The organism is Sphingopyxis macrogoltabida (assembly GCF_001314325.1).
Taxonomy (GTDB): Bacteria; Pseudomonadota; Alphaproteobacteria; order Sphingomonadales; family Sphingomonadaceae; genus Sphingopyxis; species Sphingopyxis macrogoltabida.
The window spans coordinates 4,878,684-4,897,873 of record NZ_CP009429.1; the positions used below are offsets into that span (position 1 = coordinate 4,878,684).

Consider the following 19,190-nt stretch of genomic DNA (forward strand, 5'->3'; position numbering starts at 1 on the left):
GCCGTTTTTGGCGGGTATCGGCCGGAGCTTCATCCACCGCGGTACAGTAACCGTTCGCTCCGATGGGCGGACATTTAAAGGTGAAGCATTCATGCCCACGATCAACCAGCTGGTCCGCAAGGGCCGGACTCCCCAGAAGGTGAAGTCCAAGGTCCCGGCGATGGACGCAAACCCGCAGAAGCGCGGCGTTTGCACCCGTGTCTACACGACGACCCCGAAAAAGCCGAACTCGGCGCTCCGCAAGGTTGCAAAGGTCCGCCTGACCAACCAGCGCGAAGTCATCACCTACATCCCCGGCGAAGGCCACAACCTCCAGGAACACAGCGTCGTGCTGATCCGCGGCGGTCGTGTGCGCGATCTTCCCGGTGTGCGTTACCACGTCCTGCGCGGCGTGCTCGATACGCAGGGCGTGAAGGACCGCAAGCAGAGCCGTTCGAAGTACGGCGCGAAGCGTCCGAAGTAAGGACCGCTTTTTCGGCTATTTGATCATCCCGCGACGCTCCGGCGGCGGGATGCTGTTGTAAAAGGAATTACCCATGGCTCGTCGTCGTCGTCCTGAACGCCGCGAAATCCTGCCCGATCCCCGTTTCGGGGATGTCGTGCTGTCGAAATTCATGAACAGCGTCATGCTGGACGGGAAAAAGTCGGTCGCCGAAAGCATCGTTTACGGTGCGCTCGAGTCGGTCGAAGCCCGTGCCAAGAAGGAACCGCTGGGCGTGTTCCACGAAGCGCTGGCGAACATCCGCCCGAACATCGAAGTCCGCAGCCGCCGCGTCGGCGGTGCGACCTATCAGGTTCCGGTCGAGGTCCGTCCGGACCGTGCGCAGGCGCTCGCGATCCGCTGGCTGATCACGGCGGCGCGCAACCGCAGCGAAACCACGATGGCCGCACGCCTGTCGGGCGAACTGCTCGACGCGTCGAACAACCGTGGCAATGCGGTGAAGAAGCGCGAAGACACGCACCGCATGGCGGAAGCGAACCGCGCTTTCAGCCACTACCGCTGGTAATCGGCGCGACGCTTCGGCGTCTCGCAATCGCAACAAAACTTCCTATATCGGGGGCGGCCCCAAAGGCCTCCCCCCAAATCCAAGGAAAAGATCATGGCACGCAGCCATCCGCTCGAACGCTATCGCAATTTCGGTATCATGGCGCACATCGACGCCGGCAAGACCACGACGACCGAGCGCATTCTCTATTACACCGGCAAGTCCTACAAGATCGGCGAAGTCCATGACGGCGCCGCCACCATGGACTGGATGGAACAGGAACAGGAACGCGGCATCACGATCACGTCCGCGGCAACCACCTGCTTGTGGAAGGCCGAAGAGGGCAATGGCCCCGAGCATCGCCTGAACATCATCGACACCCCCGGCCACGTCGACTTCACCATCGAAGTCGAGCGTAGCTTGCGCGTCCTCGACGGCGCGGTTGCCGCGTTCGACGGCGTTGCCGGCGTCGAGCCGCAGTCGGAAACCGTGTGGCGTCAGGCCGACAAATATCGCGTGCCGCGCATGTGCTTCATCAACAAGCTCGATCGCACCGGCGCGAACTTCTATTATTGCGTCCAGACGATCATCGATCGTCTCGGTGCGGTCCCGGCCGTCCTCTATCTGCCCATCGGTGCGGAATCGGACTTCAAGGGCCTCGTCGACCTCGTCAACGAACGTGCGATCATCTGGAAGGACGAAAGCCTCGGCGCCGAATTCTTCTATGAAGAAATTCCCGCCGACCTCGTCGACAAGGCCGCCGAATATCGCGAAAAGCTCGTCGAACTCGCCGTCGAACAAGACGACGATGCGATGGAAGCCTATCTCGAAGGCAACCTGCCCGACGTCGCGACGCTGAAGGCGCTGATCCGCAAGGGCACGCTCGGTCAGGCGTTCGTGCCTGTGCTCTGCGGCTCGGCGTTCAAGAACAAGGGCGTCCAGACGCTGCTCGACGCGGTCGTCGACTATCTGCCCTCGCCGCTCGACATCGAAGACGTGCAGGGTGTGAACCCCGACACGAACGAACCCGATTCGCGCGCGACCGCCGACTCGGCGCCGCTCTCGATGCTCGCGTTCAAGATCATGAACGACCCGTTCGTCGGTTCGCTCACCTTCGCCCGCATCTATTCGGGCACCCTGACCAAGGGCAGCTACCTGAACTCGGTCAAGGACAAGAAGGAAAAGATCGGCCGTATGCTCCTCATGCACGCCAACTCGCGTGAGGACATCGAGGAAGCGTTCGCCGGCGACATCGTCGCGCTGGCGGGCCTCAAGGAAACCACCACCGGGGACACGCTCTGCGCCGCCAACGCGCCGATCATCCTCGAGCGGATGGAATTCCCCGAGCCGGTCATCGAGCTGTCGGTGGAACCGAAGACCAAGGCCGACCAGGAAAAGATGGGCATCGCGCTCAATCGCCTCGCCGCCGAGGATCCCTCGTTCCGCGTGTCGACCGACCATGAATCGGGCCAGACGATCATCAAGGGCATGGGCGAGCTTCACCTCGACATCCTCGTCGATCGCATGAAGCGCGAGTTCAAGGTCGAAGCGAACGTCGGCGCGCCGCAGGTGGCGTACCGCGAATCGCTCGCGAAGCCGGTCGATGTCGACTACACCCACAAGAAGCAGTCGGGCGGCTCGGGCCAGTTCGGCCGCGTCAAGGTCAGCGTCGCCCCCGGCGAACGCGGTTCGGGCATCACCTTCATCGACGAGATCAAGGGCGGTAACATCCCGCGCGAATATATCCCGTCGGTCGAAAAGGGCATGCGCGAGTCGGCCGAAAACGGTCACATGATCGGCTTCCCGATCATCGACTTCGAAATCAAGCTCACCGACGGCGCCTACCACGACGTCGACTCGTCGGCGCTGGCGTTCGAAATCGCGGGCCGTGCGGCGATGCGCGAAGTGGCGGCGAAGGCCGGCATCAAGCTGCTCGAACCGGTGATGAAGGTCGAAGTCGTGACTCCCGAGGAGTTCATGGGCGACGTGATCGGCGATCTCAACAGCCGCCGCGGCCAGATCCAGGGCACCGACAGCCGTGGTAATGCCCAGGTGGTTGAAGCGATGGTCCCGCTTGCCAATATGTTCGGGTACGTCAACCAGCTGCGTTCCTTCACCCAGGGCCGCGCGCAATACTCCATGCAGTTCTCGCACTATGAAGAAGTGCCGAACAACGTGGCCGAAGAAGTGAAGGCCAAGATGGCCTGACGGGTTGCAGCCGCGCGGACTTGCGCCGCGCGGCAAGACCCTCTAAGGGCGGCGCCTGATTCAGCAGGCTCGTCCACGACTGATCAACGCAAACACTGAACAAGAAGGTTGTTACATCATGGCCAAGGCTAAATTTGAGCGGACGAAGCCGCACTGCAACATCGGCACCATCGGTCACGTCGACCATGGCAAGACCTCGCTGACCGCAGCGATCACCAAGGTGCTCGCCGAAAACGTCGCCGGCAACGCCGCCGTCGACTTCGCGAACATCGACAAGGCTCCCGAAGAGCGCGAGCGCGGCATCACCATTTCGACCGCCCACGTCGAATATGAAACCGACGGCCGCCACTATGCGCACGTCGACTGCCCGGGTCACGCCGACTATGTGAAGAACATGATCACCGGTGCCGCCCAGATGGACGGCGCGATCCTCGTCGTGTCGGCCGCTGACGGCCCGATGCCGCAGACCAAGGAACACATCCTGCTCGCGAAGCAGGTCGGCGTTCCGACCATGGTCGTGTTCCTCAACAAGGTCGACCAGCTCGACGATCCCGAACTGCTCGAACTCGTCGAACTCGAAATCCGCGAAGAACTTTCGAAGCGCGACTTCGACGGCGACAATATTCCGATCATCGCCGGTTCGGCGCTCGCCGCGCTGGAAAGCCGCGACGACAACATCGGCAAGGACGCCATCATGAAGCTGATGGCTGCCGTCGACGAGTGGATCCCGCAGCCGGAACGTCCGCTCGACAAGCCCTTCCTGATGCCCATCGAAGACGTGTTCTCGATCTCGGGCCGTGGTACGGTTGTCACCGGCCGCGTCGAAACCGGCATCGTCAAGGTTGGTGAAGAAGTCGAAATCGTCGGCATCAAGGACACCAAGAAGACCGTCGTCACCGGCGTCGAAATGTTCCGCAAGCTGCTCGACCAGGGCCAGGCCGGCGACAACATCGGCGCGCTGATCCGCGGCGTCGGCCGTGAAGAAGTCGAGCGTGGCCAGGTTCTGGCAAAGCCCGGCTCGATCACGCCGCACACCGAGTTCACCTCGGAAGTGTACGTCCTGTCGAAGGACGAAGGCGGCCGTCACACGCCGTTCTTCGCCAACTATCGTCCGCAGTTCTACTTCCGCACCACCGACGTCACCGGCGAGGTCATCCTCCCCGAGGGCACCGAGATGGTCATGCCGGGCGACAACGTCCAGCTGTCGGTCAAGCTGATCGCCCCGATCGCCATGGACCCGGGTCTGCGCTTCGCAATTCGCGAAGGCGGCCGCACGGTCGGCGCAGGGGTTGTCGCGACGATCACAAAGTAATATAGGGCCGCGAGCCGCGCGATTCGGACCGATTCGCGCGGCTCGTAGCTTAAAGGTTTTTGATGGCCGGACCGGCTTCCTGATGGGGGCCGGTACAGGCCATTTCGGCTCTTTCGCATCGTTAGACGGGATTCGACTGGAACAGTCATGGAAACGCAGAATATTCGCATTCGCCTGAAGGCCTTTGATCACCGCGTGCTCGATCAGGCCACCACCGACATTGCCGATACGGCCCGCCGTACCGGAGCGCTTATTCGCGGCCCGATCCCGCTTCCGACGCGTATTGAAAAATTCACCGTGAACCGCGGTCCGCATGTCGACAAAAAGTCGCGCGAGCAGTTCGAGGTGCGTACCCACAAGCGGCTGCTCGACATCGTGCAGCCCACCCCGCAGACGGTCGACGCGCTGATGAAGCTCGACCTCGCTGCCGGCGTGAACGTCGAAATCAAGCTGGCGTAAGCCAGCATGCCCCGCGAGAGCGGGGCCTCTATCGGCAGGACGGTTCGCCGCCTGCATCACGATAGGGTGGATACCGCCGGACCGCCTCGTCGGAGGCATCATGGTCCGGGCTGCGTCCCCCGTCTCGCCGCTTCTCCTTCGGGATGGCGGCACCTCAGCCCGGACGGGGCGATGCATCGAAATTTCGGGCTGGGAGGGTTCCGTCGAGACGTGTCTCGATGGGTCCCGCAAGCCGTGCGGAATGGTCCGCCCGGCCTCTGTTGAGGAGTATGATCATGCGTACTGGCGTGATCGCGAAGAAAATGGGGATGACCCGCCTGTTTCAGGACGACGGCCGCCACGTGCCCGTCACCGTCCTGAGCCTCGAAGGCTGCCAGGTCGTCTCCGTGCGCGATAAAGAACGTGACGGCTATGTGGCCGTTCAGCTCGGTGCTGGCTCGGCCAAGGCGAAGAACGTCGCCAAGCCGCAGCGCGGTGCCTATGGCAAGGCCGAAGTCGAGCCCAAGGCGAAGCTCGTCGAATTCCGCGTCGCTGACGACGCGACGCTCGACGTCGGCGCCGAACTGTCGGCCGACCATTTCGTTGCCGGCCAGATCGTCGACATCCAGGGCGTGACCCAGGGTAAGGGCTTTGCCGGTGCGATGAAGCGCTGGGGTTTCGGCGGTATGCGCGCGACCCACGGTGTTTCGATCAGCCACCGTGCGCATGGTTCGACCGGTAACCGTCAGGATCCGGGCCGCGTCTTCAAGAACAAGAAGATGGCCGGCCACATGGGCGCCCGCAACCGCACCCAGCAGAATCTCGAAATCGTCCGCACCGACGTCGAGCGCGGTCTTCTCTTCGTCAAGGGCTCTGTGCCCGGTTCGAAGGGCGGCTGGCTGCTCGTTCGCGATGCGGTGAAGCTGCCGCGCCACCCCGAGGCCCCCTATCCGGCGGGCATCAAGAGCGCGGCCAACAGCAACGAAGCCCCGGCTGACGCGCCGGTCGAAACGCCGGTCGAAGAAACCGTCGTCGACACCGCGGCCACCGACGGCGCACAGGAGTCCTGATCATGAAGGTCAAGGTACAGACCCTCGATGGCAAGGCTGGCGCCGACATCGACCTTAACGACGACGTCTTCGGCGTCGACGCCCGCGCAGACATCCTGCACCGCGTCGTGGCCTGGCAGCTCGAAAAGCGCCGCGGTCCGGCTCGCGCCGCCCGCGAACGCAGCGATGTGTCGCGCACCGGCAAGAAGTTCGGTCGCCAGAAGGGCGGCGGTACGGCTCGTCACGGCGATCGCAAGGCGCCGATCTTCATCGGCGGCGGCAAGGCGCATGGTCCCCGGGCCCGCACCTTCGGCCACTCGCTGAACAAGAAGATCCGCACCCTCGGCCTGAAGATGGCGCTCAGCGACAAGGCGAAGGGCGGCAAGCTCGTCGTTCTCGACACGCTCGAGCTCAAGGACGCGAAGACCAAGGCGCTCGCCGGCAAGCTCGGCAAGATGGAACTCGGCAACCGCGCGCTCTTCATCGACGGTGACGCGGTGCACGCCAGCTTCGCCATGGCCTCGGCCAACCTCATCGGTGTCGACGCGCTGCCGGCCATCGGCGCCAACGTCTATGACATCATCCGTGCCGACACGCTGGTCCTGACCCGCGCGGCGGTCGAAAAGCTGGAGGCCCGCTGCAATGGCTAAGGCAAAAACAGTCGACGCGCGTCACTATGACGTGATCCTCGCGCCGGTGATCACCGAAAAGTCGACGCTGCTCAGCGAAAACGACGCGGTGGTGTTCAAGGTCGCGAACGACGCGACCAAGCCCGCGATCAAGGCCGCCGTCGAGGCGCTGTTCGATGTCAAGGTGGTCAGCGTCAACACGCTCGTCACCAAGGGCAAAACCAAGCGCTGGAAGGGCAAGCCCTACACCCGCAGCGACGTGAAGAAGGCGATCGTTCGCCTGGCCGCCGGCCAGTCGATCGACGTCACGACCGGCGTCTGATTGTAGGAAGAGGCAGAGAAAATGGCACTTAAATCCTATAATCCGACCAGCCCCGCGCAGCGCGGCCTGATCCTCGTCGACAAATCGTCGCTGTGGAAGGGCAAGCCCGTCAAGGCGCTGACCGAAGGCAAGCGCAAGACCGGTGGCCGCAACAACAAGGGTCATGTGACCTCGCGCGGCATCGCTGGTGGCCACAAGCAGAAGTACCGCTTCATCGACTTCAAGCGTCGCAAGTGGGACATGCCGGCCACCGTCGAGCGTCTGGAATACGACCCCAACCGCACGGCGTTCATCGCGCTCGTCAAGTACGAAGACGGTGAGCAGACCTATATCCTGGCGCCGCAGCGTCTGGCCGTTGGCGACACCGTCGTCGCCGGCAAGAAGACCGACGTGAAGCCGGGCAATGCGATGGAATTGTCGCAGATGCCGGTCGGCACGATCGTCCACAACATCGAGATGAAGCCGGGCAAGGGCGGCCAGATCGCCCGTTCGGCGGGCACCTACGCACAGGTCGTCGGTCGTGACCGCGGTCTCGTCATCGTGCGTCTCGGTTCGGGCGAACAGCGTTACATCCGCGGCGAGTGCATGGGCACGGTCGGCGCGGTGTCGAACCCCGACAACCAGAACACCAACCTGGGCAAGGCCGGCCGCAACCGCTGGCTCGGCAAGCGTCCGCTGACCCGCGGCGTCGCCAAGAACCCGGTCGATCACCCGCACGGCGGTGGTGAAGGCCGCACCTCGGGTGGCCGTCATCCGGTTACCCCGTGGGGCAAGCCGACCAAGGGTGCCCGCACGCGCCACAACAAGTCGACCGACAATATGATCATCCGGTCGCGTCACGCGAAGAAGAAGAGGTAAGCCATGGCTCGCTCGGTCTGGAAGGGTCCGTTCGTCGACCTTCATCTCCTCAAGAAAGCCGAAACGGCCCAGGACGGCGGCAGCTCTGCCCCGATCAAGACCTGGTCGCGTCGGTCCACCATCCTGCCGCAGTTCGTCGGGCTGACCTTCAACGTCTACAACGGCCGCAAGTTCGTGCCGGTGTCGGTCAATGAAGACATGGTCGGCATGAAGCTGGGTGAATTTGCGCCGACGCGCTTCTTCCCTGGTCACGCGGCCGACAAGAAGGGCAAACGCTAATGGGCAAGGAAAAGTCCCCCCGCCGCGTTGCCGATAACGAGGCTCTCTCGGTCGGCACGCAGATTCGCGGCTCGGCGCAGAAGCTGAACCTCGTCGCCGCGCTGATCCGCGGCCGCAAGGTCGAAGACGCGATGAACGTCCTCGCTTTCTCGAAGAAGGCGATGGCCGTCGACGTGCGCAAGGTTCTCGCCAGCGCCGTCGCCAACGCGGAAAACAACCACAACCTCGACGTTGACGCGCTGGTCGTCAAGGAAGCGAGCGTGGGCAAGTCGATCTCGATGAAGCGCTGGCACGCTCGCGGCCGCGGCAAGTCGACCCGGATCGTCAAGCCGTTCAGCCGCATCCGCATTGTCGTGCGCGAACAGGAAGAAGAGGCGTAAGATGGGCCAGAAGAGCAATCCGATCGGCCTGCGCCTGCAGGTCAACCGCACCTGGGACAGCCGCTGGTTCGCCGAAGGCCAGGACTATGGCCGCATGCTTGTCGAGGATCTGAAGATCCGCAAGTTCGTGTTCAAGCACCTGCCGCAGGCCGCGATCTCGAAGGTCGTCATCGAACGTCCTGCGAAGCTGTGCCGCGTGTCGATCTATGCCGCCCGTCCGGGCGTCATCATCGGCAAGAAGGGCGCCGACATCGAAAAGCTGCGCAAGCAGCTCGGTGCGATGACCGGCAGCGACGTGTCGCTGAACATCGTCGAGATCCGCAAGCCTGAAGTCGACGCCAAGCTCGTCGGTCAGGGCATCGCCGACCAGCTCGAGCGCCGCGTCGCCTTCCGCCGCGCCATGAAGCGCGCCGTCCAGTCGGCGATGCGTCTCGGTGCCGAGGGCATCCGCATCAACTGCGCCGGCCGTCTCGGCGGCGCGGAAATCGCGCGCACCGAATGGTATCGCGAAGGCCGGGTGCCGCTGCACACGCTGCGCGCCAATGTCGACTATGCCGAGGCCGAAGCCCACACCGCCTATGGCGTGTGCGGGATCAAGGTCTGGATCTTCAAGGGCGAAATCCTTGGTCACGACCCGATGGCGACCGACCGTCTGATGCTCGATGCGCAGACGACCGGTGTCCGTCCGGCCCGTGAAGATCGCCGCTAAGGACTGCTGAGATGCTGCAACCGAAAAAAACCAAGTTCCGCAAGGCCTTCAAGGGCCGCATCCATGGCAATGCCAAGGGCGGTACCAGCCTGAACTTCGGCTCCTACGGGCTGAAGGCGATGGAACCCGAGCGCATCACCGCGCGCCAGATCGAAGCGGCTCGCCGCGCGATCAGCCGTGCGATCAAGCGTCAGGGTCGCCTCTGGATCCGCGTTTTCCCCGACGTCCCCGTGTCGTCGAAGCCTGCCGAAGTCCGCATGGGTAAGGGCAAGGGTTCGCCGGAATTCTGGGCCGCGCGCGTGAAGCCGGGTCGCATCCTGTTCGAACTCGACGGCGTTCCGGGCCCCGTGGCCGCGCTGGCGTTCGAACGCGCCGCGATGAAGCTGCCGATCAAGACGAAGGTTATCGCCCGCCTCGGCGATACCTCGCATCTGGAGGGTTAAGGACATGGCCAAGACCGAAGATTTCAAGGCCAAGACCGACGACCAGCTCGCCGAACAGCTTGGCGAACTGAAGCGCGAGGCGTTCAACCTCCGCTTCCAGGCGGCCACCGGCCAGCTTGAAAAGGCCTCGCGCGTCAAGGAAGTGCGGCGCTCGATCGCCCGCATCAAGACGCAGCAGACCGAGCGTTCGCGCTCGGCCGCGAAGTAAGGAGACTATCGATGCCGAAGCGCATTCTGACCGGCACGGTGGTGTCCGACAAGGGCGACAAGACCGTCGTGGTGAAGGTCGAACGGAAGGTGAAGCACCCTCTGTACGGCAAGATCATCCGCCGCTCGAAAAAATATCACGCCCACGATGAGGACAACGCCATCAAGGCTGGCGAAACCGTCCGCATCGAGGAAACGAAGCCGATTTCGAAGCTGAAGACCTGGAAGGTGCTCGACAAGGTCGATACCCACAGCAAGCCCAAGGGCGCCGCCCCGGCTGCTCCCGCCGCGGCCGAAGGCTAAAGAGTTTCACGGAACCGCCGGGGCATCCCGGTAGGCCAAGGAAGAAGGAAATGCATCGATGATCCAGATGCAGTCACAATTGGAAGTCGCCGACAACAGCGGCGCGAAGCGCGTCCAGTGCATCAAGGTGCTCGGCGGCTCGAAGCGTCGCACCGCCGGCGTCGGCGACGTCATCGTCGTGTCGATCAAGGAAGCCCAGCCGCGCGGCAAGGTGAAGAAGGGCGACGTGCATCGCGCCGTCATCGTCCGCACCGCGAAGGATGTGCGCCGCGCCGACGGTTCGGTGATCCGTTTCGACAGCAACGCCGCCGTGCTCGTCAACAAGAACGAGGAGCCGATCGGCACCCGTATCTTCGGCCCCGTCGTCCGCGAACTGCGCGGCCGCGGCTATATGAAGATCATCAGCCTGGCGCCGGAGGTGCTCTGACCATGGCGAACAAGATCAAGAAGGGTGACACGGTCGTCGTCCTGTCCGGCAAGGACAAGGGCAAGACCGGCGAAGTGACGCAGAGCCTGCCGAAGGACGGCAAGGTCGTCGTCGCCGGCGTCAATGTCATCACCCGCCATCGCAAGCCGAACCAGCAGAATCCGCAGGGCGGGCTCGAGCGCAAGGAAGCGCCGCTGTTCGCGAGCAAGGTCGCGCTGGCCGATCCCAAGACCGGCAAGCCGACGCGCGTTCGCTTTGAAACCAAGGACGGCAAGAAGGTCCGCGTGGCCGTGAAGTCCGGGGAGACGATCAATGGCTGACAATTACACCCCGCGCATGCGCAAGCGCTATGACGATGTGATCGTCAAGGCGATGACCGAGAAGTTCGGTTACAAGAATGCGATGGAAGTGCCGAAGATCGAGAAGATCACGCTCAACATGGGCGTGGGCGACGCGGTCCAGGACAAGAAGAAGGTCGAGATCGCCGCTTCGGAAATGGAGCTGATCGCGGGTCAGAAGCCCGTCGTGACCAAGGCGAAGAAGTCGATCGCCCAGTTCAAGCTGCGCGAAGGCATGCCGATCGGCTGCAAGGTCACCCTGCGCCGCGAACGCATGTACGAGTTCCTCGATCGCCTGATCACGATCGCCATGCCGCGCATCCGCGACTTTCGCGGCGTGTCGGCGACGAGCTTCGACGGCCGTGGCAACTATGCCATGGGCCTGAAAGAGCAGATCATCTTCCCCGAGATCAACTATGACCGCATCGACACGGTGCGCGGCATGGACGTGATCGTCACCACCACCGCCCGTACGGACGACGAAGCCCGCGAACTGCTCAAGCTGTTCGGCTTCCCCTTCCCGATCGAAGCGCAGGAAAAGGAAGCCGCCTGATCCTTCGGGACCGGGCAGGCTCTTTCAAGAAGGAAAGAGAACTTAAGTCATGGCGAAACTGAGTTCGATGAACAAGAACGAGCGTCGCAAGAAGCTGGTGAAGAAATATGCCGGCCGTTATGCGAAGCTGAAGGCGATTGCGGCGGATACGTCGCTCGACGATGGCGAGCGCCTGATCGCGCGCCTCAAGATGGCGGAAATCCCGCGCAATGGTAACCCGACCCGCATCCGCAACCGGTGCGAGCTGACGGGGCGCCCGCGCGCTTATTATCGCAAATTCCGGCTGTGCCGTATCCAGCTCCGCGATCTGGCCAACAAGGGCCTGATCCCCGGTGTTGTGAAGTCGAGCTGGTAAGGGACTGACAAGATGGCAATGACCGATCCCCTGGGTGATATGCTCACCCGCATCCGCAACGGCCAGCAGGCGAAGAAGGACAGCGTCCTGACGCCGGCTTCGACGCTGCGCGTCCGCGTTCTCGATGTTCTCCAGCGCGAAGGCTATATCCGCGGCTACAGCGAAGAAGCGCTGGGCGCGAAGGGCCAGCACAAGGGCATCCGCATCGAGCTCAAATATTTCGAAGGCCAGCCGGCGATCCGCCACGTGGCCCGCGTCTCGAAGCCGGGCCGCCGCGTCTATTCGGGCTCGAAAGAGCTGCCGATCGTGCGCAACGGCCTTGGCATCACCATCGTGTCGACCCCGCGTGGCGTTCTCTCGGACGCCGAAGCCCGCGAGCATAATGTCGGCGGCGAAGTGCTGGCGGAGGTGTTCTGATGTCGCGCATTGGTAAAAAGGCAGTGGCAATCCCGGGCGGCGTCACCGCCGCGATCGACGGCGGCCAGCTGTCGGTCAAGGGTCCCAAGGGCACGCTGGCGATGCCGCTGTCCGACCTCATCAACTATGAAGTCGGCGAAGGCAGCATCTCGGTGCAACCCGCGAACAGCACCCGCGAAGCGCGGGCGTTCTGGGGCATGCAGCGTACGCTGGTCCAGAATCTGATCACCGGCGTGACCGAGGGCTTCACCAAGGTCCTCGAAATCACCGGTGTCGGCTATCGCGCTAACTCGCAGGGCAAGACGCTCAAGCTGCAGCTCGGCTACAGCCACGATGTTGATTTTGCCGTGCCCGAGGGCATCGAGATCAAGACGCCGGATAACACGACGATCGAGATCAGCGGTATCGACAAGCAGAAAGTCGGCCAGGTCGCGGCGGAAATCCGCCGCTGGCGCAAGCCCGAACCCTATAAGGGCAAGGGCATCAAATATCGCGGCGAGTACATCTTCCGCAAAGAAGGCAAGAAGAAGTAAGCCATGGCACATCTCACCTCTTTCCAGAAGCGCCGTCAGCGCGTTCGTACCGCCCTCCGCCAGCGCGCCGCCGGCCGCCCGCGTTTGTCGGTGCACCGTTCGGGCCGTCACATCTATGCGCAGCTCATCGATGATGCCGCCGGCAAGACGCTGGCCGCTGCTTCGACGCTGGACAAGGATGTCCGCGGCAAGACCGGCGCCACCACCGCAGCCGCGGCCGATGTCGGCAAGCGGCTCGCCGACGCCGCCAAGAAGGCGGGCGTGACGCAGGTCGTGTTCGACCGCGGCGGCTTCCTGTTCCACGGGCGCATCAAGGCGCTGGCCGACGCGGCTCGCGAAGGCGGATTGGAGTTCTGATTATGGCAGACGAAGTACAGAACGTCGAAGGCGCTCCCGAAGCTGCCCCCACCGAAGGCCAGGCCCCGCGCCGCGGCCGTGGCGGCGGCCGCGATGGCGGCCGTGGTGGTCGTGAAGGTGGCCGTGGCCGCCGCGACGACCGTCGTCCGCGCGACGAAGAGGGTGGCGAAGAGCTGATCGAAAAGCTCGTCCACATCAACCGCGTTTCGAAGACCGTGAAGGGCGGCAAGCGCTTCGGTTTCGCCGCGCTCGTCGTCGTCGGCGACGGCAAGGGCCGCGCCGGTTTCGGTCATGGCAAGGCGCGCGAAGTGCCCGAAGCCATTTCGAAGGCGACCGCTGCCGCGAAGAAGGCGATGATCCGCGTTCCGCTGCGCGACGGCCGCACGCTGCACCATGACGGCCGCGGTCATTTCGGTGCGGGCAATGTGACGCTGCGTTCGGCGCCCGCCGGTACCGGCATCATCGCCGGTGGTCCGATGCGCGCCGTGTTCGAATCGCTGGGCGTTGCCGATGTGGTGACCAAGTCGGTCGGCACCTCGAACCCCTATAACATGATTCGCGCGACCTTCGAGGCGCTCGGCGAACAGACCAGCCCCAAGTCGGTCGCGCAGCGTCGCGGCAAGAAGGTTTCGGACCTGATCAAGCGTGGCGGCGCGTCCGACCGCGCAGCCGAGGCGGAAGCCGCGGCGGTGACGGAGTAAGACAATGGCCGACAAGAAGATCAAGATCCGCCAGATCGGTTCGCCGATCCGTCGTCCGAAGAGCCAGCGCGCCATCCTGACCGGCCTCGGCCTGGGCAAGATGCGCCGCGAGGTCGAACTGGTCGACACCCCGGAAGTGCGCGGCATGATCCGCAAGCTTCCCCACATGGTGGAAGTCGTCGAGGGCTAAAGCCGCGATGAAGCTCTATCGCCTGTTGACCGGTCCCGACGACAGCGCTTTCTGCGCGCGGGTCGAGGGACTGCTCAACCGGGGATGGCAGCTTCATGGCAGCCCCTCGATCACCAGTGTCGATGGCCGCGGCTATGTCGCCCAGGCCATCGTGATGGAAAAGGCCGGCGACTATCCCGGCTTTCAGCCATCGAGTGAAATCGAACCGGATTGAAATTTTCGATCCATAGCGCGACCACAGCGAAAGCGAGTGCAAAGACATGACGATCAAGCTTAACGAACTTCGTGACAATGATGGCGCCCGCAAGGGCCGGATGCGCGTCGGACGCGGCATCGGCTCGGGCAAGGGCAAGACCGCCGGCCGCGGCCAGAAGGGCCAGAAGGCACGCAGCGGCGTCGCGATCAACGGCTTCGAGGGCGGCCAGATGCCGCTCCACATGCGCATCCCGAAGCGCGGCTTCAACAACATCTTCGGCAAGGACTTTGCCATCGTCAATCTGGGCATGATCCAGAAGCTGGTCGATGCGAAGAAGCTCGATGCCAAGGCCGTGATCGATCACGCTGCGCTCAAGGCGGCTGGCGTGGCACGCGGCGGCAAGGACGGCGTCCGCCTCCTCGCCAAGGGTGAACTCACCGCCAAGCTGAATTTCGCCGTTGCCGGCGCGTCGAAGGGCGCGATCGAGGCGGTCGAAAAGGCCGGCGGCAAGGTCGAGCTTCCTGAAGTCAAGGAAGCAGCGCCCGAAGGCAAGAAGGCCCAGCGTCGCGCCAAAGCCAAGGCCGAGTAAGATTTCGCGAGGGGCGGTTCGAAAGGACCGCCCCTTGCCACATGGCGACAGTTGATCCCCCCTTCGCTCGCAAGGCTCGATGCGAAGGCGGGCGCGGCCTGTATCGACGAGCTGCGTCGTTAAATAGGCCTTTCCCCTTGCGCTTCGGGTCCTCCGAACGCACATAGGCGCCGGGTCGCGGGGGGCGCGGTCCGGAATATCCGAGGAAGATACCCATGGCCTCTCGCGCCGACCAGCTTGCATCCAACCTGAACTTTTCGAAGTTCGGCCAAGCGACCGAACTCAAGCGGCGAATCTGGTTCACGATCGGCGCGCTGATCGTTTTCCGTTTCCTGTCGTTCGTGCCGCTGCCGGGCGTCGACCCGGTCGCGCTGTCGCGGCTTTACGATCAGGCGGCGTCGGGCGGTATCCTCGACATCTTCAACACCTTCTCGGGCGGCAGCCTCGAGCGCATGAGCATCATCGCGCTCGGCGTCATGCCCTACATCACGGCGTCGATCGTCGTCCAGCTCGCCTCGGCGCTGTCGCCGAGCCTCGCCGCACTCAAGAAAGAGGGTGAGAGCGGGCGCAAGAAGCTCAACCAGTACACGCGCTACGGCACCGTCGCGCTGACCGCGATCCAGGGCTATTTCATCGCCGTCGGCCTTGAAAACCTCGGCCAGAGCCAGGGCATTGCCGCGGTCGTCGACCCGGGGATGATGTTCCGCATCGGCGCGGTCATCTCGATCGTCGGCGGCACCTTGTTCCTGATGTGGCTCGGCGAGCAGATCACCAGCCGCGGGATCGGCAACGGTGTTTCGCTGATCATCATGGCGGGCATTCTTGCCCAGCTTCCGCGCAGCTTCGCGCAGATGTTCACGCAGGTCCGCGAAGGCTCGATGGGCGGCGGCACGATCGTTGCGGTGCTCGGCGGGGCGATCGCGATCATCGCCTTCATCAGCTTCATGGAACGCGCGCAGCGCCGCGTCCTCGTCCAGTATCCGAAACGCGCGACGCAGCGCGGGGTGATGCAGGCCGACCGCAGCCACCTGCCGCTCAAGGTCAACACCGCGGGCGTCATCCCGCCGATCTTCGCCTCGTCGCTGCTGCTGATGCCGCTCACCGTCACCCAGATGATGGGCAATAATGTGAAGGGCGACACCGCCTGGGGCGATTTCCTGATCACCCTCAACCAGTATCTCGCGCACGGCCAGCCGCTGTATATGGCGCTCTATGCCGCGGGCATCATCTTCTTCTGCTTCTTCTACGTCGCGGTCGTCTTCAACCCCGAAGAAACCGCCGACAATCTGAAGCGCCAGAACGGCTTCATCCCCGGCATCCGCCCGGGCAAGAATACCGCCGCCTATCTCGACCATGTGCTGACGCGCATCACCGTGATCGGCGCGGCCTATCTCGCGGCGATCTGTCTGGTGCCCGAATATTTCATCGCCGGATCGGGCCTGCCCTTCCAGCTTGGCGGCACCAGCCTGCTGATCATCGTCAACGTGACGATCGACACGATCAGCCAGATCCAGAGCCACATGCTCGCGCATCAATATGGCGACCTGATCAAGAAGGCCAAATTGAAGGGCGGCGTTGCGCGGCGTTGATCGCCTCGCTACGGCATCCTGCGACAGCTATCCCGTGACTGGGCAACAACAGGGGCTTCCATGACGCTCAACATCATTCTGCTTGGCCCGCCGGGGGCGGGCAAGGGTACGCAGGCATCGCGCCTCGAGGACGAGCATGGCATGGTCCAGCTCTCGACCGGCGACATGCTGCGCGCCGCGGTCAAGGCGGGCACGCCGATCGGGCTGCAGGCCAAGGCGGTGATGGACGCGGGCGAACTCGTCTCGGACGAAATCGTCTCGGGCCTGATCGGCGAAAGGCTCGACGAACTGGGCAGCGACACGTCGGTGATCTTCGACGGCTATCCGCGCACTGCGGCGCAGGCCGAATCGCTCGACGAAATCCTGAGCGCGCGCGGCCGCAAGCTCGATCATGTCATCGAGCTGCGGGTCGAAGAAGACGCGCTCGTGGACCGCATCACCGGACGCTTCTCGTGCGCCAAATGCGGCGAGGGGTATCACGACCGTTACAAGCTCCCCAAGGTGGACAATGTTTGCGACGCTTGCGGGAGCAGCGAATTCAAACGCCGCCCCGACGATAATGAGGAAACGGTGCGCACCCGCATGGCCGAATATCGCGCCAAGACTGCACCGATCCTGCCGATCTACGAGGCGCGCGGCATCGTGACCCATGTCGACGGCATGGCGCCGATCGACGAAGTCAACGACGCGATCGAAACGATCCTCTCGACCGCAGGCTAACCGGCCCTCTGGTCACTGTCCCGGCCGCCCGCTATGCTGGCGGCGAAGGGGACAGGGGCATGCATTCGAAAATCCATTGGGCCGCCGCGCTTTCGCTTGCGGCGGTCGTCGCGCAGCCGGCAGGCGCAAAGGTGATCGACCAGAGCGAAAACGGCTTTACCGTCGCGCATACCGCGCAGGTTGCAGCGACGCCTGCCGATGTGTGGAAGATGCTCCGGACGCCCGACAAATGGTGGTCGAAGGAGCATAGCTGGTCGGGCGATGCCGCCAATTTCTGGCTCGATTCGCAGGCCGGCGGCTGCTTCTGCGAGAAATTGCCCGATACGGGATCGGGTCTTGGCAGCGTCCAGCACGCGCGGATCGTTTTTGCCAAGCCGAACCAGATGCTGCGCTTGTCGGGCGCTTTTGGTCCGCTGCAGGGCGAGGCGCTGAACGGCACGCTGACGGTACAGATCAAGCAGACGCCGACCGGATCGGCGATCCGCTTCGACTATGTCGTCGGCGGCTATATGCGCTTCAAGGTCGGCGACATCGCGCCCGCGGTCGACGGCGTGATCGGTGAGCAGCTTGCGGGGCTCGCGAAAGCGCTCGGCGGCGCGCTGCCACCGTCGCGCGACGAAAAGGCCGCGGCCGACGCCGACAAGCAAAAGCCTGGGACCGATGCCAACGAGGCCCCGGCCGACGAAGGGCCCGGCCTCGACGATGTCGCGGCCGATCTGGCGAAAGACGACGAGGTCGTGGCGCCGCGCTAGGCGCCGGTCAGGACGCGGGTTTGCCGCGCAGCTTGGCGAGTGCCGCGAACGGTCCCGCCGCCCCTTCGCTCAGCACGCCCTTCTCGGCGAGGATGCGGTCGGCGTCGGGGTGGCGCGGAAAGGGATCGAGCCCGAGTGAAAGCGTTTGCACGGCGGCCTCGCCCAGATCGATCCGGTCGCCTTCGAGCGGCAATATGTCGCAATCCGCGTCGCTGATCTCGATTTCCTCTTCGCTCGCCGCCGCATCGACGTCGCGCAGGAATTTCAGATCGAAACTTTCGGTCAGGCTCGCCGGCACCGGCAGGTCGGTCGCGGCGCAGCGCTGGACGAGTTCGGCGCGCACCTCGCCGCGCGCCGCAATGCCGCCGGCGACGGCTCGCACCTCGGCGGTCACCGCGAAGGAGGCGAGTTCAACGAGATCGAGCCGTTTCGCGATCCGTTCGCGGGCTTCGGCGTCGGCTTCGATCGCAATCGTCTTGCCGTGCGCGGCATCGGCCAGCGTGACGATGTGCGAAAATTCGGGATCGGCGTTCAAGCGGAGCCCCCGGGCAGGCGGTCGGCGACGATCAGTTCGGCAACGGGTGTCGCGGCCAGCGCCGCACGCTGCGCAGCAACCTGCGCCGCGACATAGGCCAGCCGGTCTTCGCCGGGCGCGTCGCCGCGCCACAGGTTGCGGACCAGCGCGGCACGCAGCTCGCCCGACCCGTCGGCTGCCTTATAGGCGCCAAGGCGGCCGCCGAGCGCGCCGACCATCCGTCCGATCTGCTTGCCGACGACCATGTCGCCGAAACCGATCTGGCGCATCTGTCCGTCCATGTCCGATACGAAGAGTTCGGTGAGTTCGACGCCGGCGCGAACGGCATCGGGATCCTCGTCGATACGGTGGAGGACGAGGGCGAGGATCAGGCTGACCATGTCGAAACGGCCGTCCAGCGTATCGGGAACGCCGCCCTCCTCATACCAGTGCGGTTGGCGCGCGGTGGCGACGACGGCGTTCCAGAGCGGGCGGCGCGCCTCGCGCGGGTCGGGATCGGATTTGAAGAGTTTGCGGAGCGAGATCATGTGGATTCGCTTAGGCCCAATCGGTGCGGCCGAAAAGGGGGCAGGGTCCAAACCCCTATCTTGCAGGTTCGAGGTTTGAAGCGATTTTGTTCAGGGCAAGGAAGCAAGACGAAGGCATATGAAAATATTCCAAGGCTTGCTGACGCAGCCTTGGGCAAAATCGGTCAAATCCCGAAGGGACGTCGAAATGGCTTCGATCTTGGGCCCGCGCGGCCTTGCGGGTAGCGATGCTACCCGCGGCGCCCACCCGAACCCAATATCTTTGCCATTTCGACGCCTCGAACCTGC

Annotated in this window: 31 protein-coding genes; 29 read left to right on the forward strand and 2 right to left on the reverse strand. The window is 64.0% G+C overall.

The window, feature by feature from the left end:
- Nucleotides 1-91: 91 nt before the first annotated feature.
- The 29 genes from rpsL to LH19_RS23640 all read left to right on the forward strand — a co-directional run bounded on the left by rpsL (nucleotide 92) and on the right by LH19_RS23640 (nucleotide 17,840).
- Entirely contained in the window at nucleotides 92-463 is a 372-nt protein-coding gene (gene rpsL / locus LH19_RS23500; protein ID WP_037515637.1) for a 30S ribosomal protein S12, read from the forward strand.
- Nucleotides 464-536: 73 nt separating this feature from the next.
- Complete coding sequence (gene rpsG / locus LH19_RS23505) at nucleotides 537-1,007, forward strand: 30S ribosomal protein S7 (protein WP_033074359.1); 471 nt, start codon at nucleotides 537-539, stop codon at nucleotides 1,005-1,007.
- 93 nt (nucleotides 1,008-1,100) lie between these two features.
- Entirely contained in the window at nucleotides 1,101-3,194 is a 2,094-nt protein-coding gene (fusA, locus tag LH19_RS23510; protein WP_054589685.1) for an elongation factor G, read from the forward strand.
- A 118-nt stretch (nucleotides 3,195-3,312) separates the two neighbouring features.
- Entirely contained in the window at nucleotides 3,313-4,506 is a 1,194-nt protein-coding gene (gene tuf / locus LH19_RS23515; RefSeq protein ID WP_054732125.1) for an elongation factor Tu, read from the forward strand.
- Nucleotides 4,507-4,653: 147 nt separating this feature from the next.
- Entirely contained in the window at nucleotides 4,654-4,965 is a 312-nt protein-coding gene (gene rpsJ / locus LH19_RS23520) for a 30S ribosomal protein S10 (protein ID WP_003042199.1), read from the forward strand.
- Between the two features lie 275 nt (nucleotides 4,966-5,240).
- Nucleotides 5,241-6,014 carry a 50S ribosomal protein L3 gene (rplC, locus tag LH19_RS23525; protein WP_054590453.1) on the forward strand — a complete coding sequence of 258 codons (774 nt, stop codon included), beginning with the start codon at nucleotides 5,241-5,243 and terminating at the stop codon, nucleotides 6,012-6,014.
- A 2-nt stretch (nucleotides 6,015-6,016) separates the two neighbouring features.
- Nucleotides 6,017-6,643, forward strand: coding sequence for a 50S ribosomal protein L4 (rplD, locus tag LH19_RS23530; RefSeq protein WP_054589687.1), 627 nt, complete (start codon nucleotides 6,017-6,019; stop codon nucleotides 6,641-6,643).
- The gene (locus LH19_RS23535; RefSeq protein WP_054589688.1) at nucleotides 6,636-6,944 is read left to right on the forward strand and encodes a 50S ribosomal protein L23; all 309 of its coding nucleotides are present in this window, start codon (nucleotides 6,636-6,638) and stop codon (nucleotides 6,942-6,944) included. The genes rplD and LH19_RS23535 overlap by 8 nt, the downstream gene beginning before the upstream one ends.
- 21 nt (nucleotides 6,945-6,965) lie before the next feature.
- Nucleotides 6,966-7,802: a 50S ribosomal protein L2 gene (rplB, locus tag LH19_RS23540; protein WP_054589689.1), complete on the forward strand. Its 837-nt coding sequence runs from the start codon at nucleotides 6,966-6,968 to the stop codon at nucleotides 7,800-7,802.
- Between the two features lie 3 nt (nucleotides 7,803-7,805).
- Nucleotides 7,806-8,081, forward strand: coding sequence for a 30S ribosomal protein S19 (rpsS, locus tag LH19_RS23545; protein WP_037556370.1), 276 nt, complete (start codon nucleotides 7,806-7,808; stop codon nucleotides 8,079-8,081).
- Nucleotides 8,081-8,461: a 50S ribosomal protein L22 gene (gene rplV / locus LH19_RS23550; protein WP_054589690.1), complete on the forward strand. Its 381-nt coding sequence runs from the start codon at nucleotides 8,081-8,083 to the stop codon at nucleotides 8,459-8,461. Before rpsS ends, rplV begins: the two co-directional genes overlap by 1 nt.
- Nucleotide 8,462: 1 nt before the next feature.
- The gene (gene rpsC, locus LH19_RS23555) at nucleotides 8,463-9,170 is read left to right on the forward strand and encodes a 30S ribosomal protein S3 (RefSeq protein WP_054589691.1); all 708 of its coding nucleotides are present in this window, start codon (nucleotides 8,463-8,465) and stop codon (nucleotides 9,168-9,170) included.
- An 11-nt stretch (nucleotides 9,171-9,181) separates the two neighbouring features.
- Entirely contained in the window at nucleotides 9,182-9,613 is a 432-nt protein-coding gene (rplP, locus tag LH19_RS23560; RefSeq protein ID WP_054589692.1) for a 50S ribosomal protein L16, read from the forward strand.
- Nucleotides 9,614-9,617: 4 nt separating this feature from the next.
- Complete coding sequence (gene rpmC, locus LH19_RS23565; RefSeq protein WP_054589693.1) at nucleotides 9,618-9,821, forward strand: 50S ribosomal protein L29; 204 nt, start codon at nucleotides 9,618-9,620, stop codon at nucleotides 9,819-9,821.
- An 11-nt stretch (nucleotides 9,822-9,832) separates the two neighbouring features.
- Complete coding sequence (gene rpsQ / locus LH19_RS23570) at nucleotides 9,833-10,123, forward strand: 30S ribosomal protein S17 (RefSeq protein WP_037556374.1); 291 nt, start codon at nucleotides 9,833-9,835, stop codon at nucleotides 10,121-10,123.
- 58 nt (nucleotides 10,124-10,181) lie between these two features.
- Complete coding sequence (gene rplN, locus LH19_RS23575; protein WP_011543078.1) at nucleotides 10,182-10,550, forward strand: 50S ribosomal protein L14; 369 nt, start codon at nucleotides 10,182-10,184, stop codon at nucleotides 10,548-10,550.
- Nucleotides 10,551-10,552: 2 nt separating this feature from the next.
- Nucleotides 10,553-10,870: a 50S ribosomal protein L24 gene (rplX, locus tag LH19_RS23580; RefSeq protein ID WP_054589694.1), complete on the forward strand. Its 318-nt coding sequence runs from the start codon at nucleotides 10,553-10,555 to the stop codon at nucleotides 10,868-10,870.
- Nucleotides 10,863-11,441, forward strand: coding sequence for a 50S ribosomal protein L5 (rplE, locus tag LH19_RS23585; protein ID WP_054589695.1), 579 nt, complete (start codon nucleotides 10,863-10,865; stop codon nucleotides 11,439-11,441). The genes rplX and rplE overlap by 8 nt, the downstream gene beginning before the upstream one ends.
- A 49-nt stretch (nucleotides 11,442-11,490) precedes the next feature.
- Entirely contained in the window at nucleotides 11,491-11,796 is a 306-nt protein-coding gene (gene rpsN / locus LH19_RS23590) for a 30S ribosomal protein S14 (RefSeq protein ID WP_054589696.1), read from the forward strand.
- Nucleotides 11,797-11,808: 12 nt separating this feature from the next.
- Nucleotides 11,809-12,213, forward strand: a complete 405-nt coding sequence (rpsH, locus tag LH19_RS23595) for a 30S ribosomal protein S8 (protein WP_054589697.1) — start codon at nucleotides 11,809-11,811, stop codon at nucleotides 12,211-12,213.
- Nucleotides 12,213-12,746, forward strand: a complete 534-nt coding sequence (gene rplF, locus LH19_RS23600) for a 50S ribosomal protein L6 (RefSeq protein WP_054589698.1) — start codon at nucleotides 12,213-12,215, stop codon at nucleotides 12,744-12,746. Before rpsH ends, rplF begins: the two co-directional genes overlap by 1 nt.
- Before the next feature lie 3 nt (nucleotides 12,747-12,749).
- Nucleotides 12,750-13,103 (forward strand): 50S ribosomal protein L18, encoded by a 354-nt coding sequence (gene rplR, locus LH19_RS23605; protein WP_054589699.1) that lies wholly within the window; start codon nucleotides 12,750-12,752, stop codon nucleotides 13,101-13,103.
- A gap of 2 nt (nucleotides 13,104-13,105) precedes the next feature.
- Complete coding sequence (gene rpsE, locus LH19_RS23610; protein WP_082396098.1) at nucleotides 13,106-13,804, forward strand: 30S ribosomal protein S5; 699 nt, start codon at nucleotides 13,106-13,108, stop codon at nucleotides 13,802-13,804.
- A gap of 4 nt (nucleotides 13,805-13,808) precedes the next feature.
- Entirely contained in the window at nucleotides 13,809-13,994 is a 186-nt protein-coding gene (gene rpmD / locus LH19_RS23615; RefSeq protein WP_054589700.1) for a 50S ribosomal protein L30, read from the forward strand.
- Between the two features lie 7 nt (nucleotides 13,995-14,001).
- A complete protein-coding gene (locus LH19_RS23620; protein WP_054589701.1) occupies nucleotides 14,002-14,208 on the forward strand; it encodes a DUF1737 domain-containing protein in 207 nt (68 codons plus the stop codon).
- Between the two features lie 46 nt (nucleotides 14,209-14,254).
- Complete coding sequence (gene rplO, locus LH19_RS23625) at nucleotides 14,255-14,779, forward strand: 50S ribosomal protein L15 (RefSeq protein WP_082396100.1); 525 nt, start codon at nucleotides 14,255-14,257, stop codon at nucleotides 14,777-14,779.
- 215 nt (nucleotides 14,780-14,994) lie between these two features.
- Nucleotides 14,995-16,368, forward strand: coding sequence for a preprotein translocase subunit SecY (gene secY, locus LH19_RS23630; protein WP_054732127.1), 1,374 nt, complete (start codon nucleotides 14,995-14,997; stop codon nucleotides 16,366-16,368).
- 60 nt (nucleotides 16,369-16,428) lie between these two features.
- Complete coding sequence (locus LH19_RS23635; RefSeq protein ID WP_054732129.1) at nucleotides 16,429-17,088, forward strand: adenylate kinase; 660 nt, start codon at nucleotides 16,429-16,431, stop codon at nucleotides 17,086-17,088.
- Between the two features lie 59 nt (nucleotides 17,089-17,147).
- A complete protein-coding gene (locus LH19_RS23640; protein WP_054732131.1) occupies nucleotides 17,148-17,840 on the forward strand; it encodes an SRPBCC family protein in 693 nt (230 codons plus the stop codon).
- Nucleotides 17,841-17,847: 7 nt separating this feature from the next.
- Here the strand turns inward: LH19_RS23640 and LH19_RS23645 are convergent, their stop codons facing one another.
- Together LH19_RS23645 and LH19_RS23650 are read right to left on the reverse strand one after the other, a co-directional pair.
- Complete coding sequence (locus tag LH19_RS23645) at nucleotides 17,848-18,375, reverse strand: YceD family protein (RefSeq protein ID WP_054732133.1); 528 nt, start codon at nucleotides 18,373-18,375, stop codon at nucleotides 17,848-17,850.
- Entirely contained in the window at nucleotides 18,372-18,902 is a 531-nt protein-coding gene (locus tag LH19_RS23650) for a ubiquinol-cytochrome C chaperone family protein (RefSeq protein ID WP_054732135.1), read from the reverse strand. The genes LH19_RS23645 and LH19_RS23650 overlap by 4 nt, the downstream gene beginning before the upstream one ends.
- Between the last annotated feature and the right edge of the window lie 288 nt (nucleotides 18,903-19,190).

Coding starts and splice junctions, on each gene's coding strand:
- rplR (WP_054589699.1), top strand. CDS start 12,750: ATGGCACATCTCACCTCTTTCCAGAAGCGCCGTCAGCGCGTTCGTACC.
- rpsC (WP_054589691.1), top strand. CDS start 8,463: ATGGGCCAGAAGAGCAATCCGATCGGCCTGCGCCTGCAGGTCAACCGC.
- rpsL (WP_037515637.1), top strand. CDS start 92: ATGCCCACGATCAACCAGCTGGTCCGCAAGGGCCGGACTCCCCAGAAG.
- LH19_RS23650 (WP_054732135.1), bottom strand. CDS start 18,902: ATGATCTCGCTCCGCAAACTCTTCAAATCCGATCCCGACCCGCGCGAG.
- rplD (WP_054589687.1), top strand. CDS start 6,017: ATGAAGGTCAAGGTACAGACCCTCGATGGCAAGGCTGGCGCCGACATC.
- rpmD (WP_054589700.1), top strand. CDS start 13,809: ATGGCCGACAAGAAGATCAAGATCCGCCAGATCGGTTCGCCGATCCGT.
- rplC (WP_054590453.1), top strand. CDS start 5,241: ATGCGTACTGGCGTGATCGCGAAGAAAATGGGGATGACCCGCCTGTTT.
- fusA (WP_054589685.1), top strand. CDS start 1,101: ATGGCACGCAGCCATCCGCTCGAACGCTATCGCAATTTCGGTATCATG.
- LH19_RS23635 (WP_054732129.1), top strand. CDS start 16,429: ATGACGCTCAACATCATTCTGCTTGGCCCGCCGGGGGCGGGCAAGGGT.
- LH19_RS23640 (WP_054732131.1), top strand. CDS start 17,148: ATGCATTCGAAAATCCATTGGGCCGCCGCGCTTTCGCTTGCGGCGGTC.
- rplE (WP_054589695.1), top strand. CDS start 10,863: ATGGCTGACAATTACACCCCGCGCATGCGCAAGCGCTATGACGATGTG.
- secY (WP_054732127.1), top strand. CDS start 14,995: ATGGCCTCTCGCGCCGACCAGCTTGCATCCAACCTGAACTTTTCGAAG.
- rpsQ (WP_037556374.1), top strand. CDS start 9,833: ATGCCGAAGCGCATTCTGACCGGCACGGTGGTGTCCGACAAGGGCGAC.
- rpsS (WP_037556370.1), top strand. CDS start 7,806: ATGGCTCGCTCGGTCTGGAAGGGTCCGTTCGTCGACCTTCATCTCCTC.
- rpsG (WP_033074359.1), top strand. CDS start 537: ATGGCTCGTCGTCGTCGTCCTGAACGCCGCGAAATCCTGCCCGATCCC.
- LH19_RS23620 (WP_054589701.1), top strand. CDS start 14,002: ATGAAGCTCTATCGCCTGTTGACCGGTCCCGACGACAGCGCTTTCTGC.
- rpmC (WP_054589693.1), top strand. CDS start 9,618: ATGGCCAAGACCGAAGATTTCAAGGCCAAGACCGACGACCAGCTCGCC.
- rplF (WP_054589698.1), top strand. CDS start 12,213: ATGTCGCGCATTGGTAAAAAGGCAGTGGCAATCCCGGGCGGCGTCACC.
- rpsN (WP_054589696.1), top strand. CDS start 11,491: ATGGCGAAACTGAGTTCGATGAACAAGAACGAGCGTCGCAAGAAGCTG.
- rplN (WP_011543078.1), top strand. CDS start 10,182: ATGATCCAGATGCAGTCACAATTGGAAGTCGCCGACAACAGCGGCGCG.
- LH19_RS23535 (WP_054589688.1), top strand. CDS start 6,636: ATGGCTAAGGCAAAAACAGTCGACGCGCGTCACTATGACGTGATCCTC.
- rpsE (WP_082396098.1), top strand. CDS start 13,106: ATGGCAGACGAAGTACAGAACGTCGAAGGCGCTCCCGAAGCTGCCCCC.
- rplB (WP_054589689.1), top strand. CDS start 6,966: ATGGCACTTAAATCCTATAATCCGACCAGCCCCGCGCAGCGCGGCCTG.
- rplO (WP_082396100.1), top strand. CDS start 14,255: ATGACGATCAAGCTTAACGAACTTCGTGACAATGATGGCGCCCGCAAG.
- rpsJ (WP_003042199.1), top strand. CDS start 4,654: ATGGAAACGCAGAATATTCGCATTCGCCTGAAGGCCTTTGATCACCGC.
- tuf (WP_054732125.1), top strand. CDS start 3,313: ATGGCCAAGGCTAAATTTGAGCGGACGAAGCCGCACTGCAACATCGGC.
- rplP (WP_054589692.1), top strand. CDS start 9,182: ATGCTGCAACCGAAAAAAACCAAGTTCCGCAAGGCCTTCAAGGGCCGC.
- rpsH (WP_054589697.1), top strand. CDS start 11,809: ATGGCAATGACCGATCCCCTGGGTGATATGCTCACCCGCATCCGCAAC.
- rplV (WP_054589690.1), top strand. CDS start 8,081: ATGGGCAAGGAAAAGTCCCCCCGCCGCGTTGCCGATAACGAGGCTCTC.
- rplX (WP_054589694.1), top strand. CDS start 10,553: ATGGCGAACAAGATCAAGAAGGGTGACACGGTCGTCGTCCTGTCCGGC.